The 15940-nt window shown below is 42.2% G+C and carries 10 protein-coding genes; 7 read left to right on the forward strand and 3 right to left on the reverse strand.

Annotation, left to right across the window (positions count from 1 at the left end):
* The first annotated feature begins 353 nt into the window (after nt 1-353).
* The gene (locus H6G79_RS10455; RefSeq protein WP_313933905.1) at nt 354-3311 is read left to right on the forward strand and encodes a tetratricopeptide repeat protein; all 2958 of its coding nucleotides are present in this window, start codon (nt 354-356) and stop codon (nt 3309-3311) included.
* Nucleotides 3312-3542: 231 nt separating this feature from the next.
* On the opposite strand, the gene H6G79_RS10460 is transcribed toward H6G79_RS10455, so the two are convergent.
* Entirely contained in the window at nt 3543-3776 is a 234-nt protein-coding gene (locus tag H6G79_RS10460; RefSeq protein WP_190588991.1) for a hypothetical protein, read from the reverse strand.
* Nucleotides 3777-3936: 160 nt separating this feature from the next.
* On the opposite strand from H6G79_RS10460, the gene H6G79_RS10465 reads away from it, so the two are divergent.
* Nucleotides 3937-6024, forward strand: coding sequence for a flavin-dependent dehydrogenase (locus H6G79_RS10465; protein ID WP_190588989.1), 2088 nt, complete (start codon nt 3937-3939; stop codon nt 6022-6024).
* 201 nt (nt 6025-6225) lie between these two features.
* On the opposite strand, the gene H6G79_RS10470 is transcribed toward H6G79_RS10465, so the two are convergent.
* Entirely contained in the window at nt 6226-7797 is a 1572-nt protein-coding gene (locus tag H6G79_RS10470) for a hypothetical protein (protein ID WP_190588987.1), read from the reverse strand.
* A 723-nt stretch (nt 7798-8520) separates the two neighbouring features.
* Between H6G79_RS10470 and H6G79_RS10475 the strand changes: the two genes are divergently transcribed.
* From H6G79_RS10475 to H6G79_RS10490, 4 genes are all read left to right on the forward strand, one after another.
* On the forward strand, nt 8521-9831 hold the full coding sequence (locus tag H6G79_RS10475) for a hypothetical protein (RefSeq protein WP_190588985.1): 1311 nt from the start codon (nt 8521-8523) through the stop codon (nt 9829-9831).
* A gap of 279 nt (nt 9832-10110) precedes the next feature.
* Nucleotides 10111-11253, forward strand: a complete 1143-nt coding sequence (locus tag H6G79_RS10480; RefSeq protein WP_190588984.1) for a beta-ketoacyl-ACP synthase — start codon at nt 10111-10113, stop codon at nt 11251-11253.
* 224 nt (nt 11254-11477) lie between these two features.
* Nucleotides 11478-12281, forward strand: a complete 804-nt coding sequence (locus H6G79_RS10485; RefSeq protein WP_190588982.1) for an ABC transporter permease — start codon at nt 11478-11480, stop codon at nt 12279-12281.
* 562 nt (nt 12282-12843) lie between these two features.
* Entirely contained in the window at nt 12844-14682 is a 1839-nt protein-coding gene (locus H6G79_RS10490) for a bifunctional serine/threonine-protein kinase/formylglycine-generating enzyme family protein (protein ID WP_190588980.1), read from the forward strand.
* Between the two features lie 106 nt (nt 14683-14788).
* Here H6G79_RS10490 and H6G79_RS10495 read toward each other — a convergent pair whose 3' ends face one another.
* Complete coding sequence (locus tag H6G79_RS10495; protein ID WP_190588978.1) at nt 14789-15616, reverse strand: hypothetical protein; 828 nt, start codon at nt 15614-15616, stop codon at nt 14789-14791.
* Between the two features lie 90 nt (nt 15617-15706).
* Between H6G79_RS10495 and H6G79_RS10500 the strand changes: the two genes are divergently transcribed.
* Nucleotides 15707-15871: a hypothetical protein gene (locus H6G79_RS10500; RefSeq protein WP_190588976.1), complete on the forward strand. Its 165-nt coding sequence runs from the start codon at nt 15707-15709 to the stop codon at nt 15869-15871.
* Nucleotides 15872-15940: the final 69 nt, after the last annotated feature.

Consider the following 15940-nt stretch of genomic DNA (forward strand, 5'->3'; position numbering starts at 1 on the left):
GTGGAAGTGTCAGGAAATTTTCTGTGTTGGGTGTTTTGAGATGTGAGATTTTTTCACGCAGAGGCAAGGCAGCGCGTTGGGCGGCTCTGCCGACTTGAAGCGACTGCCGCGCAAAGGCGCAGAGAGGAATAGGAGAGTTTTTGATTTTTTTGACAATTGCTTTGCGAAAATTGCTGAGTCCGGCATGATTTACTTAACAGTCATCAGTGAACAGTGAACAGTAATCAGCAATATATTTTGAAGTCCCTTACTTCTAAAAAGTGGTAGTTAACAACAGTCAAATCTCCAACTAAAACCCTGATAACTGTTAACTGTTAACTGATAACTGACTTATACAAGCTTGTAGGTTGACCGTGAAAAAGTTATTCAGTGCGATTAATACTGCGGGTATTTGTCTTGCACCTTGGATGGTAGCAGGTGTAATAACAACAGGGTTAGTTTTGAGTACACCCGTCATAGGAATAGGACAACAACAAACCCCCACATATTCAGCCGAGCAACAAGCCGCTTTAAAGGAGGCGGAAGAACTTTATAAACGAACATTAAAGTTATACCAAGAAGGTAAATACAGTACCGCCGTTCCTCTAATAAAACGTGCATTGGCTATCCAAGAAAAGGTGTTAGGTCAAGAACATCCCAGTGTCGCTACTAGCTTGTATGTTTTGGCAGGACTTTATATTGTCCAGGGAAAATATGAACCAGCTGAACCTCTATATCTCCGTATTCTAGCTATGCAAGAGAAGGTGCTGGGTCAAGAACATCCCGATCTCGTTACTAGTGTGATGAATTTAGCAGCACTATACGTTTTACAAGGTAAACATACACAAGCCGAACCTCTGTATCTCCGCGCTTTGGCTATCCAAGAAAAGGTGCTAGGTCAGGAACATCCCAATGTCGCCACCAGCTTGATTAATTTTGCACAACTATATCAATTGCAGGGGAATTATGCACAAGCGGAACCTCTTCTACAACGCGCACTAGCTATTAGACAGAAGGTATTGGGTCAGGAACATCCTGATATCGCCACTAGTTTGGATAATTTGGCAGCAGTATATCAAGCACAGGGGAACTATGCACAGGCAGAACCTCTTCTACAACGCGCACTAGCTATTAGACAGAAGGTATTGGGTCAGGAGCATCCTGATGTCGCTACTAGCTTGAATAGTTTGGCAGCATTGTATCAAGCACAGAAGAAATATTCACAGGCAGAACCTTTGTACCTGCGTTCCCTCGCCCTCTTAGAGAAAGTACTTGGTCGGGAAAATCGCTCTGTCAATAACTTGAGTTATATCACTGTCGCCACTAGTTTGAATGGTTTGGCTCTAATATATTACTCCCAGGGGAAATATCAACAAGCAGAACCTTTGTACCTGCGTTCCCTCACTCTCTTGGAAAAGGTGCTGGGTAAGGAAAATCCTTCTATTGCTAATAGCTTGAATGGTTTGGCTCTAATATATTCCTCCCAGGGAAAATATCAACAAGCAAAACCTTTGTACCTGCGTTCCCTCGCTCTCGTGGAGAAGGTACAGGGTAAAAAACATCCTAATGTCGCTACTATCTTGATTAATTTGGCAGCACTATATTATTTAGATGGTGATATTGCTCGTGCTACCGATTACTTTCAGCGTGGGTTAGAAATTCAAACACAAAATCTCAATCTAATTTTTGCTGTCGGCTCAGAAAAAAGCAAACAGGATTACATTCGGAATTTTCTAGGAACAACTGATTCTGCTGTTTCCCTATCTGTACAAGAATTTCGCAATAATTCAACAGCCGCATCTCTCGCCCTAACTACTGTACTCCGTCGCAAAGGGCTGGTGTTAGATGCCGTAGCTGACAGTATCCAAATCTTACGCTCTAAACTTGATAAAAACCCCGAAACTCAAAAGTTATTCGCTCAATGGCTGCAAATACAACAGCAACTCTCAGCCTTAATCTACTCTCAGCCAGAAAAACAAACCGCTAACCTAAAAACTCAACTAGAAAAACTGGAAGCCGAAAAAGAAAAGTTAGAAGCAGCTATCAGTGTTAAAAGTGCCGAATTTCGCCAGCAAACCCAACCAGTAGAACTCAGTGCAATTCAAGCCAAGATGCCTAAAGATGCAGCCTTGGTAGAAATTGTCCAATATCAACCATATAATATCAAAGCTAAAACAGATGCTCAAAGATACGGTAAACCGCGTTATGCGGCGGCGGTGTTGCGTTCTTCTGGTGAACCGAAGTGGGTTGATTTAGGTGAAGCCGCAGAAATTGATAAGTTAGCCATAGATTTTCGTGCAGCGTTAGCCACAGGTAAAATATTTAAAAAACTCGCCCGCACTTTAGATGCAAAATTAATTGCACCCATTCGTCCTTTATTGGGTGATGCCAGTCATATTTTAATTTCGCCTGATGGGCAATTAACATTAATTCCCTTTGAAGCTCTCAGAGATGAGCAAGATAAATTTTTAATTCAAAATTATGCTTTTTCTTACCTCACCAGTGGAAGGGATTTGTTGCGTTTCAACTCAAATGTTAAAAATGCTTCTGCACCTGTGGTATTGGCAGATATTGACTACAACCAAACCCAAACTGTCGCCTCAGCCAAACCATCTGGTGTACGCGGTTCCCAAAATCGCCGTTCTGGTGAGTTAGCTAACCTAGAATTTGAATCATTACCTGCAACTAAGGAGGAAGCCGCAGCGATTAAAAAGATTTTACCAAATGCCAAGTTACTGTTAGGTAAAGATGCCACAGAAACGGCTGTTAAACAATTACAAAACCCTAGCATTTTACACTTGGCAACTCACGGTTTCTTTATTGCTGATGTGGAACAAAATCTCAACGCCTCAGCAGATTTGGAATTAACACCAAGTCAACCGAAGATTTTAGAAGTGGAAAATCCACTGTTGCGTTCTGGGTTGGCGTTGGCTGGGTTTAATCAACGCAAGCAAGCGACAAATAACAATGATGATGGTGTGCTAACGGCGTTGGAGGTGGCGGGTTTAGATTTGCGTTCTAATCAATTAGTTGTACTTTCTGCTTGCGACACTGGTAATGGTGATGTGAAAGTTGGCGATGGTGTTTATGGTTTGCGTCGGGCTTTGGTAATTGCGGGTTCGCAAACTCAAGTTTTAAGTCTGTGGCTGGTGGATGATACGGCGACAAAGGAATTGATGGTGAAGTATTACCAAAATTTGCAAGCCGGAAAGGGGAGACATGAGGCTTTACGGTCTGCACAGTTGGATTTGCTCAATAGTCAAGAGTATAGCGAACCACAATTTTGGGCGGCGTTTGTTCCTTCTGGTAATTGGACTGCTTTAGGCAAATAGTGGGCTTTCAATCAATACAGTTCAGTTAATAGCAAGTTAGGCAAGAATATTGAGTTTCGCTACGCTTTAACGCCACTTTAACGACAGTCGCCTCAAGTTGGGGAACCCGCCCACGTAAGTGCTTCCCCAACCTATGCCGAAATAGTATTAATTTAGTTATCAGGAGTGCAAGGTTAGAGTGCTGAGTAAAAATCTTCCCCCTGACTTGGTTGGTGGGCGTAGCCTACCGCCTTAAGTAAAACTCTCCCAGGCTTGAGCGAGCAGTTGACTTAGCCAACGGCGTTGCTGTCTATCTAGCAATGGATCATCTTCGAGGACTTGTGCGGTTAAGTCTTCTAAAGATTTACCTTGAGAACGGACAATTTTAATTACTCCTGCGATCGCGGAAGCTACAAGTTCTTCATCAATGGGCTTTTGTTGTAACGCAAGAATATCTTGGGGGCTATCTGGAATGGGATAATTCATGGCGTGGGTTTACAAAGTTACAAAATGGAAAAAAAAATTGACAAATTATTAAAAGTTCTTTACAGAATCTTTATTTGAGTAATAGGGCGGAGTCTACAGGAATTTTCGCAGTTAATAAATCTGCCGAAATGAGTATTTTAAGCGGAGATGTCAACGAAACATGAAAGAAGTCCTTTATTTAGAAGTGCCAATTCCAGACACAACAGCAGTACGTCAATGGCTACAAGTGGATTTTCAACCAGGATTTGGCGAAAAATCACTGACTCCAGATGGCTTTTGCCTGAAATTACCTACAGACTATACAGCATCTGACCAGACTATTTCCGAAAAATTACCGACAGAACTATCAATTTTTGTGTGGTCAGTCCAGAGAACTACTTATTTAAAGGTCTTCCGTTGGTCAGATCAGCCTTTCCCTCAAGAGAAGGAGATTTTACTCCGCCTAAAGAAAGAAATTAGACAGCGTTTTCCCCATCAGTACCCCAAGCCACCGGTGATTGATTTATCCCAACAATCAATTTTTGAAGCGTTAGCATCTGATTACCCACTCACGGTTAAATATTTTCAGAAAATGCCGAATGGGGAATACGACCTCACACGCGCCTATTGGTGGGAACAACGCTGGCGTGAAGGTGTGCGTCATCCCCAAGCGCCGCGTCAGGTAGTGTTTACCAATCCAAAATCTCAAAGCCAAAATCCCAAATTAGATTACGATTTGATTTACATCGGTGGCGCATTAGGGGTTGTCCATGCGGCAGTGATGGCTAAATTGGGATATAAAGTGCTGTTGGTGGAACGTTTGCCTTTTGGCAAGATGAACCGCGAATGGAATATTTCGCGTGATGAATTGCAAAGCTTATTAAATCTGGGTTTGGTGACAAGCAGCGAGTTAGAAAGCATTATTGTCAGGGAATATAAAGACGGATTTAATAAATTTTTTGATGGGAATAATCCGCCAAAATTGCGATCGCCAATTCTCCACACGCCCACAGTCTTGAATATTGCCCTAGATTCTGAAAAATGGCTGCAACTGTGCGGACAGAAGCTACGGGCGGCTGGCGGTGAGATTTGGGACGAAACCGAATTTCTCCGCGCCGATATTGATAATTCTCAAGTTGTCGCTACAGTTCAGCATTTACCCAGCCAAACCGAAAAGCAAGCCACTGGGCGGTTGTTAGTTGATGCAATGGGAACCGCTTCACCAATTGCATGGCAATTAAATGGTGGTAGGGCTTTTGATAGTGTTTGTCCAACTGTGGGTGCAGTGGTTGATGGCGGATTTGAACCACAAGTTTGGGATTCTCAATATGGTGATGTGCTGTACAGTCACGGCGATATTTCGCGGGGGAGACAGTTGATTTGGGAATTGTTTCCTGGCGCGGGTGAGGAACTAACCATTTATTTGTTTCACTACCACGAAGTCAACCCCGACAATCCCGGTTCTCTGTTGGAGATGTATGAGGACTTTTTCACAATTTTGCCAGAGTATCGGCGTTGCGATCTGGATAAATTGGTGTGGAAAAAGCCGACATTTGGCTATATTCCAGGGCATTTTAGTGTGAGTGGTAGCGATCGCAAAGTTGCCTTTGATAGATTAATTGCGATCGGTGATGCAGCTTCTTTACAATCTCCCTTGGTATTTACAGGTTTTGGTTCTTTGGTGCGGAACTTAGAACGGTTGACAACTTTATTAGATACCGCCCTCAAGCATGACTTATTAAGTTTTCGTCACCTCAACCAAATTCGCGCTTATCAAAGCAATGTCTCAATTACTTGGCTATTTTCTAAAGGGATGATGGTTCCGACAGGGAAATTCATTTCACCCCAGCGCATTAACTCGATGCTGAATACTTTCTTTGGGTTATTAGCCAGTGAACCGCCAGAGGTTGCGGATAATTTCATCAAAGATAGATGTGATTGGTTCACCTTTAACCGCCTCGCACTCAAAGCCGCCCGTAAAAACCCCGCCTTGCTGTTGTGGATTTGGGAACTAGCTGGCCCTAAAGATTTATTCAGATGGCTGGGTAGTTATTTTAACTTTAGTAAATATGCTTTAGTTAGTGCGGTGTTGAGTTCTTGGTTTCCACGCTTCCTGGAACAAATTCAACCTTGGCTCGAACCTCGAAACCCAGGATTGTGGTTACAATTATTAGCACTACGCTACGTAATTACTACAAGTAAACCGCGATCGCCCAATCAAACATCCACCATCAACCCAGAAGCGGTAATTCCAATTCGTAATTCTTAACAAAGGCAGGAGGCCGCAGGATGGTTTTATCGTAATTGTTTCAATAATTCTTGGGATATTTGTACTTGAGATGGCAAATCTAGAATGTGTTTAGCCTCAAGAAAAATAAGTAGGGTGTGCGATCGCAACACCCTACTTAATATCTTAACTGTCATCTAAACAATCAAACTAAGACACCACAAAACCTGTCACCTACTACATTTAGCTATTAGGACGAAAATTTGGCAATTCTACAGATGCTAACGATTTACGTCCCTTGGGTGGACGCTGGGGATACACCACAGGTGAGGGTGATTGAGCATCATTGCTGTAATCAACCAAAGTTTCTGGCGGTAATTCTGTCTCTGATAGTTCCTCAGTATTTTGTGGTGTAGTTTCTGACCACAAATTTTCTGCTTCTTCTGTTGTCTTTTTCGTCAACGGTACAGTGAAAGAAATTGGTGAATTTTTATCTGGTAAAATTGTTGACTCTTCAATTACTGAACTAGGTACAGTAATCGGTGGATGATTTTCTGTTTCTAATGCTGCCAATTGCTGCTCTAGGGTAGTTTCTGGCGATACTTCATCTGTTGCCCAGCCTTCCCACAGAGGTTTTTCAGCTTGATTACTAGTAACATTCGTTTCACTACTAGTAGGTGGTGTTGTTCCCGTCTGGGAAGCAAAAAACATTTGGATGAGACTATCTATTTGCTCATCTAGCTTGGCTGATGAATCTCCTGATGAAACAGTTTCGGAGGTAATTGGCTCATCATCGGGTTCTGTGGAAGTATCAGGTTCAGTAGTTGCAGGTGTTTCTTCCTTAGTCGGCCAGTTCCAAGGCGATGCAGGTTGGGGAGTGGGGTGACTATAGCTGGATGCGGGTGGTACAGAAGATTCACCCCAAGGATGAGCGACATTTTCCGCCGGCGATTCTGGTTCTGCTGACCAAGGTCTAATCGGTTGTACGTTAGGAAATAAAGACCGAGCTTTTCTGGAAAATCGGCTTTGCTTAGTAGTGCTGTTGTAAGTATGATTTGTGGTTTCGTCGGCTGAGTCGTCGTTAGGAGTGGGTGGTTCGAGACATTTTTCTAAAGCTGCTTTAAATTGCAGGGTTTGGCGCTGTTGGCGCATCAGGCGAGTCCGCAACTCTCGACAGGTAGTTTCTGACTGCAACACTTGTTGAGACTGGTCATGATAGTTAGTTTGCAATAAAGCACATTCTCGTTCTAACTGGGCGAGACGTTGCTGACTAATTTGCAGCTGTGCTTTGTAAGTTTCAATCAGAGTTTCTTGGCGTTGAACGGTTTGTGCTGTAGCGTCTAACTGTTGAAAGAGTGACTGAATTTGTTCTTGGGCTGCAATTAGTTCTTGAGCTTGCTGATTCAGCATTGATTCAGTGACGCTAGAGCGCCTCTTTTGCCATTGCAAAGCTTTTTCTGACTCAGCTAATTCATCTTTAAAATGCTCGACTTGTTCGTACAATTCATTATTAGCTGTACGCAGTTCTTCATTTAACAACAGCAGTTTCTGGAATTCCTCATCAATGACTGCTTGTTGTTCACTGTTCGGTTCTGCTACCCAGTCTGCTGGGGTAACATTTTCCACAGATTCAGAATTTAGCTGCTCTTGTGGTGTTTCTTCTGCTGGTTTTAGGAGTGGCAATTGCCTAATAGCCAGATTTTCAGAAGGCACAACTGCATAAAAAGGACAGCTTGTTGGCTCTGGTTGTAGCGAGTTAGCAGAATTGAGAGATTCCATCACAGCCCTGTTGTTTGAGGTGTCCGCTTCATTCATCACTCTTGACCCATCCACCTAAAGATACTCAGCGATGCTCAGTTCAGCATTGCTTATCAACTTTGTTCGCTCGGCTTTGAATTTAGAAACCAAGTTGAATTTTTCCCAAGCATGAGTCACTAGTTATGAGCTAGTGTTCCCATTTTGCATCTAGAATTGAAGACGTTATAACATTTTGACCCGATAAACCGTCAACCTGAGACTGGATGAGGTTTTGATGCCAAATGTTACTGTGTACGGACTTCAGCATAGATGCTGGACAAAGGTGGTATTTAGGTTGGTTTGGGTGAACAATTTTTGGTAGTAACAGCTGCCTGGCAAAAATTCAGGCGCTAGATAAATATCTGCGCTGTATATAATTTACCAAACACCTTGGTGATCAGGGAACAGGGGTGTGAGACTACAGGGGAATTAGGGGTGTGAGGGCTTATGTTGTAGGAATTTCCAGGTTTTGGAAGATTGAGAACCCGAAATTCTTCTTCAAACCCTGGATTTTTCCTAAACCTGAATCATAATGTTTTCGGCTGAAAATCACTTGGTTTGAATCTATCTACAAAAAATATCTTCGTATCTGAGAAAATAAAGCGCCCCGGAAGATTGCCAAGAATCAGCAACAATCAACCTTTGTCATCCGTCAACCCACTGAGAATAGCTACACAAAAGTCAAACGTCGCAAAATTTGACTTTTGAAAAAAGTATTTTTACTTATGCAGGTATGACGGTATGAAATCAAATATAAAGTTATTTGCCATAATCAGCAGCGCCAGTCAGTTTCCCAGAGGTGTTGCTTTGACTTTGGCTTTAACTAGTTTGCTATCTTTTGGACAGGGATTTACGGGTAATTATTTGGCGGAAGCTGCGCCACTTGGTGAGTCGGTACAACTTTCGCAACGCTTACCAGACCATTTTCGCAATCGTACCAATCGTTTACCAAGGGGAGTTGCTAATATCATCATTCGTGATGCGGCTCGGCGTGCTAGAGTCGCAACTAATCAGGTGAGAATTACTCAAGCTACGCGCAAAACTTTTGGAAATCCCTGCATATTTAATTTTGGGGAAGTTTGTACTAGGGAATACAACCCGATTCAAGGTTGGGAAGTGATTGTCAGTGTTGAGGGACAGTCTTGGATTTACCACAGCAATGAGTCTGGTTCTCAAATTGTTTTAGACCCCAATAGTACTGATTCAGGTTCAGATAACAGCTATCAATTACCCAGAGCGATCGCTAACAATATTTTACGCGATGCTTCCCGTCGTTCTGGTGTCAGCATTAACAATTTACGAATTACTCAAGCTACCCGTAAAACTTTTAGTAATCCTTGCATATTTAATTTTGGGGAAGTTTGTACTAGAGAATATAACCCGATTCAAGGATGGGAAGTGGTGGTTAGAGTTGAGAGACAGTCTTGGACTTATCATGTTGATGAATCGGGTTCACGGATTGTTTTAGATCCGCAAATTGACGACTCAAATTCAGATAACAGTTATCAATTACCCAGAGCGATCGCCAATAATATATTAAGAGATGCGGCGCGGCGTTCTGGTGAAGATGTGGATGATTTAAGAATTACTCAAGCCACGCGCAAAACCTTTAGTAATCGTTGTGTGTTCAACTTTGGCGAAGTCTGTACCGAAGAATATAACCCCATCAATGGTTGGGAAGTAATTGTGCAAGTGCGTCGTCAGTCTTGGACTTATCACAGTAATGAATCTGGTTCTCAAATCGTTTTAGATCCAGATATTACCAATTCTGGTTCAGATAACAACTATGAATTACCAAGAGCGATCGCAGATAAAATTTTACGAGATGCAGCGCGGCGTTCTGGTGAAGATGTGAGTGATTTAAGAATTACTCAAGCCACCCGCAGAACCTTTAGTAATCGTTGTGTGTTCAACTTTGGCGAAGTTTGTACCCAGCAATTTGACCCCATCGAAGGTTGGGAAGTAATTGTGCGAGTGCGTCGTCAGTCTTGGACTTATCACGTTGATGAGTCTGGTTCGTATATCGTTTTAGACCCAGATATTAGCCGATAGAAGTATGGGGATTAGGGGGACAAGGGAGACAAGGAAGACAAGGGAGAGATATGTTTATCAATTATTTAGTCGCACTTTTATAGCTGTAGCCAAGGTAGTTAGGGCATCGGTAAGCGATAAACTATAGACAATAAAAGACTTCTAACCCTGTCACCTGTCACCTCTCACCTGTCCCCTGCTGTACCTCTGAGTTATCTTGTTCAAAAATGTATTACGTCACACTTCAGACTTCAGACTACACACTTTATACTTTCATCATCCCGCTTCTGACTCAGAAAATTGGTTAAGGTTGTTGTCACTGGTATTGGTTTAGTCTCTGCTTTAGGCACAAACTTGGAAGATAGCTGGCAAAATTTGTTAGCAGGTAAGTCAGGAATTCAATATCAGCAACCGTTTGCAGAACTTGAATCAGTTCCTCTCGGCTTAATTGGTAAACAACCATCTGAGTTAAAAATCCTGACTCAGATAATTGTTGCTTCGGCGTTACGAGATGCTGGGTTGAATCCTCCATTACCTGACTGTGCTGTAGTGATTGGTTCGAGTCGCAGTTATCAAGGTGCGTGGGAATCTCTAGCTAGGGGTATGAATGGCAAAGATAGCAATTACGCATTAGAAGATTGGTTAGATATTTTACCTCAGATGAATGCGATCGCATCTGCTAGACAAATTGGGGCTACTGGGATAGTTGCTGCACCAATGGCGGCTTGTGCTACGGGGATTTGGTCGATTTCCCAAGCTGCTTTGTTAATTCAAACTGGCCAATGTGAACGAGTAATTGCTGGCGCAGTTGAAGCACCAATTACACCGCTAACTATTTGCGGGTTTCAGCAGATGAATGCTTTAGCCAAAACTGGTGCTTATCCTTTTGATGTGCAGCGCGAAGGTTTAGTTTTGGGTGAAGGTGGGGCGGTGTTGGTTTTAGAATCAGCAGAGTTAGCCAAGCAACGCCAAGCGAGAGTTTATGGTGAAATTTTGGGTTTTGGTTTAACAGCCGATGCTTATCATACCAATCAACCTGAACCAAGTGGAACAAGTGCGATCGCAGCAATTAAACAATGTCTAGAACGCAGTTATCTCACACCAAATGATATAAATTACATTCACGCCCACGGTACAGCTACGCAGTTAAACGACAAAATTGAAAGCAAAATCATCCAACAGTTATTTCCTAAAACAGTAGCAATCAGTTCCACCAAAGGTGCGACAGGACACACTCTCGGCGCTTCTGGTGCTTTAGGAATTGCTTTTGCTTTCAAAGCTTTGCAGCAGAAAGTTTTACCACCTTGTGTTGGCTTGCAGCAACCAGAATTTGATTTAAATTTTGTGATGACTGCTCAACAAAGCTCAATTCAAAATATCTTGTGTTTTAGCTTTGGTTTCGGCGGTCAAAATGCAGTCATAGCCTTGAGTAATAATATTTGATTGATGAAAAAAATATTATATAAAGGTTATATTATACGTCTTATGTGAGATGGGGTAGAAAAAAAGAAGGGGAAACCACAAGATAAAGGTAACGACACCAAAGCTTGAGGCCTCCCAATGAATATGGTAGATTGAACGCCTTACTCCTCTTACACCCTAATTTTTTGACTTTTGGGTTAAATCGAATACACTATGAAAATATAGAAAATCACTAAAATCTGAAGATGAATATTTCTTCCACACAAAAAAAACCGCGTGTCGTATGGCAGGCGGTTTTGTCAGTAATCATGTATATTTTTATGTACTTGCCTATACTAGTATTAGGCTTTTATAGTTTCAATCAGTCACCGTATAGTGCTACCTGGCAAGGATTTACTCTGGATTGGTATCGTAAACTGTTCAGTGACGATCGCATTTTATCAGCCTTGAACAATAGCTTGATCGTTGCCTTTTGTGCGGTGGGAATTTCCGCCGTGTTGGGAACCTTGATGGCGGTAGGATTAGCGCGGTATAAATTTCCTGGGAAGAGTTTGTATCGTGGTGTAGCTTACTTACCCTTAATTATTCCTGATATTGCGATCGCTGTTGCCACTCTCGTATTTCTTGCTGCCTTTGCTATTCCTTTGAGTTTATGGACAATTGTCGCCGCGCATATTGTCTTTTGTTTAGCATATATCGGGTTAGTTGTGGGTTCACGGCTGAATAACTTAGATCCCCACTTAGAAGAAGCCGCCTTAGATTTAGGCGCTACACCAGTACAAGCATTTATTAAAGTTTTAGTCCCACAATTAATGCCCGGAATTATCGCAGGTTGTTTGCTGGCTTTTGTACTGAGTTTAGATGATTTTTTAATTGCCAGTTTTACGGCTGGTAGTGGTTATAACACTTTACCAATGGAAATTTTTAGCCGGATTAGAACTGGTGTTAAACCTGATATAAATGCTCTCAGTATGTTGTTAATTACCATATCAGCTATTGTTGCTTTTATAGCTGAATTTATGCGGATTTTGGGAGAAAGAAAGCAGTGAATGTACAAGAATATACCCGATTCTTTTAAGAAATCAGGTATAGCAAAATGTATCCAAAGTTAACTTTAAAAATTCAGCCAAATATATCAATTATTACAAAATCCCCACAAGTTCAATTTGTACTTACATCTAACATTAAATACCCTTGACAATCGCAATATTCCCGCATTATCATTCCTCTTGGAATGGGAATTAGTGCTATCATTCATTCTCAAAATTCAAAAGTACCCAACACAAAGCGACAAATAAATAAACTCTTCTCATTTGTATTTTTTGGTGCAAGTATATATGCAGATGAAATTGAGTTAATATTTATTTGTCTAGAAATCGGTTTTCAATTCTAGGACTTACGCATAAAAACGAAAAATCAAGGGTTTTGGCGAGGGTGTAGGGGTGCAGGGACTGGAGTGGGCGGGTTTCCCGACTTGAGCCAAGTGGCGTGTGTATATATCTAAAACCCTTACACCCTTACACCCAATCTTCATAAACAATCCTGGTGCGTAAGTCCTGAATTCGATAATATTGGGGCTAACTTTGGACAAGATGCTACCTCCTCCTCGTTATGCAAATCTGCCAAAATCCCAATTGTTCAAATCCATTCAATGCTGACGGCAATAGATTTTGCATAAGTTGTGGACAAAGCAGTTTTGGTAAACTGCTGCGAAACCGTTACCGTGTCATTAGACTATTAGGCGAAGGCGGATTTAGCAAAACCTACGCAGCCGAAGATGCAGATAGACTAGATGCACCTTGCGTCATTAAACAGTTCTTTCCGCAAATTCAAGGAACCGGACAACGTACAAAAGCCGCAGAATTCTTCAAAGAAGAAGCATTCCGGCTGTATGAACTAGGAGAAAATCACAGCCAAATTCCGCGATTATTGGCTTACTTTGCCCAAGGTTCCAGTTTATATTTAGTCCAAGAATTTATTCAAGGTAGAACACTTGTAGAAGAAGTTAAAGAACAGCAGTTTAACGAAGAAAAAATCCGGCAAATCTTAACTGATTTATTGCCAGTATTAGAATTTATTCATAATTGTAATGTTGTTCATCGAGATATCAAACCAGAAAACATTATTCGCCGTGATCACGATAGCAAATTAGTATTAATTGATTTTGGTGGTGCTAAACAAGTTACACAAACCAGTATAGCCAGACAAGCAACAGTGATTTATACAATGGGTTATGCCCCAAGTGAGCAGATGGCTGGTTTTGCTTGTCCTGCCAGTGATTTATATGCTTTGGGTGTAACTTGTGTGCGGTTACTAACTCAATGTTTACCCATTCAAGATGTTTACGGGCAGATTAAAGACCCTTTATATGATGCCATGAATGGTCAGTGGTTATGGCAAGAATATATAGACAAACAAGGTATTTATATTAGCGAAGACTTAAGGCAAATTCTCAATAAATTACTGCAACATTTAGCAAGTGACAGATATCAATCAGCAGCCGAAGTTCTCAATGATTTAAAATCTGCCAAAACAGTAATTATTGAATCACCAATCACGCAACCAACATTGCTCAAATTACCCACAGAACCAAAAATAATTCGACCATTACCGCCGTTACAAACCTGTGAATTTGAGGTAGTCACGATAGACACAGGCGGTAGAGAAGTTAACCGCGATCGCGCTACATCTGAGTTTTTTGTGGAAGAATTAAGTAAAGGCATCACCTTAGAAATGTTAGCCATTCCCGGTGGGACATATCTCATGGGTTCGCCCAACTTTGAAGGCGATGCTGACGAACGCCCCCAACATCGAGTTGCGATCGCACCCTTTTTTATGGGTAAATATCCCATAACCCAAGCACAATGGCGTGCTGTTGCAGGCTTACCCAAAGTCAAACAAACCCTCAACCCCTACCCTTCCAAATTTAAAGGACTATATCGCCCAGTCGAAAACGTTTCATGGCACGAAGCTGTAGAATTTTGCGTTAGACTCTCACAAAAAACCGGACGGGAATACCGCCTCCCCAGCGAAGCCGAATGGGAATATGCTTGTCGCGCCGGCACTACCACATCCTTTCACTTTGGCGAAACAATTACCACCGAATTAGTCAACTACAGCGACAGCAATACCTACATCATGGAAACCAAAACCAGGTATCGCAAAGAAACCACCGATGTCGGTAGTTTTCAAGTCGCCAACGCCTTTGGATTGTATGATATGCACGGGTTAGTTTGGGAATGGTGCGCTGATCCTTGGCACAACAACTACCAAGGCGCACCCACAGACGGAAAAGTTTGGGAAGATGGCGGTGATAGCAATCGGCGGGTGTTGCGTGGTGGTTCTTGGAACTTTGGCGCAGAACTGTGTCGTAGCGCCAGCCGCAGTTGGAATGAATCAGACGGTGGTTTAAGAATTTGCGGTTTTCGCGTCGTCTTGTCTTTAGGATAAGCGTGTTATCCCAAAATCCTGAGTGCTGACACAAATTCATTGGTTTTTAATTCTTTTCCCCTGCTCACCTGCGACTACTTAAAGTGAAACGGTATCAGCACCCTCTTCATGGTTGATATCGATTCATCCTTACCCAATCTTGCGTTGAGCCAACATTGGGATTTTCACCATAGTCATTCGTACCGTATATCTGTCCTTGACGATTAATCCAATAGTAATTGTGGTTTGTGGGTAACTCCACAATGGGATAACCATAAGGATTTGTCCAAGTTGTTACATTACCTAAGTTCTCGCGGAACTGGAAATTTTGACGGTCTATCGACTCATGGCGTTGACGGGTGACTTCATCCCAGGTATTTTGAGACCATTCGCGGTATTCTCGATATCTTTGTCCTTCAACTTGGGAAATTTGGAGATTCTGCGCCATAATTCCTTGCATTCCAAACGCAGATCCGTTGGTGGCGGAAACTTGAGAAGCGACTTGGGGCAACCATGAAGCATAATGAGGCCACTGTGGTTGATGGGAGGCGGCACAAGTCATGACCATTGTACAGATATTGTAGCTATAAGCCACACTACACTTAGCTATACCTTGGCAAAAAATACCATTGTGTATGTATGTGCAGTCAAACTCATAAGCAACGGAACAGCCAGCAATTGGTTGCGCTGGGCGGGGTTGACTGATTCTGAGGTCATAAGGCTGCATTGCCATAAGTTTCTCATACACAAACTGCCCCGGATTGTAGTTTACAGGCAATCCAGAATTTCCTACCATAATTGTCAAAGCTGCATTGTCTGGAGAAACCAAGACAACAGCAAACTGACCATCCTCAACCACTCGCCAGCCACTCGGCATTGCATAGTTAAAGTAATTTCCATAGCGAATTTCCAGTGAGCCAGGGGTAGAAGAAAAAGGCAGATTATTGTTATACATTTGGCTTGGTGGCAAAGGTTGATATTAATTATGGATACATCTTGACTATGGGGTTTTACCTATGGAATTGCAAAGATTTCTTGAAGAACTATGGCGTTGTATCAATCTGAGATGAATTGTACAGATGCAAGCTCGGAATCACCCACTCATCATAGCTGTAGTCAAGGTAGTGAAGACATCGGTAAGCAATTAAACACACATCTTACATCTAGTGCCTACTATACTCCAGCAAAGCCCCAGCCTGTCTCCGGTTAGTGAATCTCGACACTTCTCCTACCGCAGACGCTACGCGAACGATAAACTCAGTGTATCGCTTCGCTCGAT

Origin of the sequence: Anabaena sp. FACHB-83, from assembly GCF_014697485.1 — a bacterium.
GTDB lineage: Bacteria > Cyanobacteriota > Cyanobacteriia > Cyanobacteriales > Nostocaceae > Nostoc_B.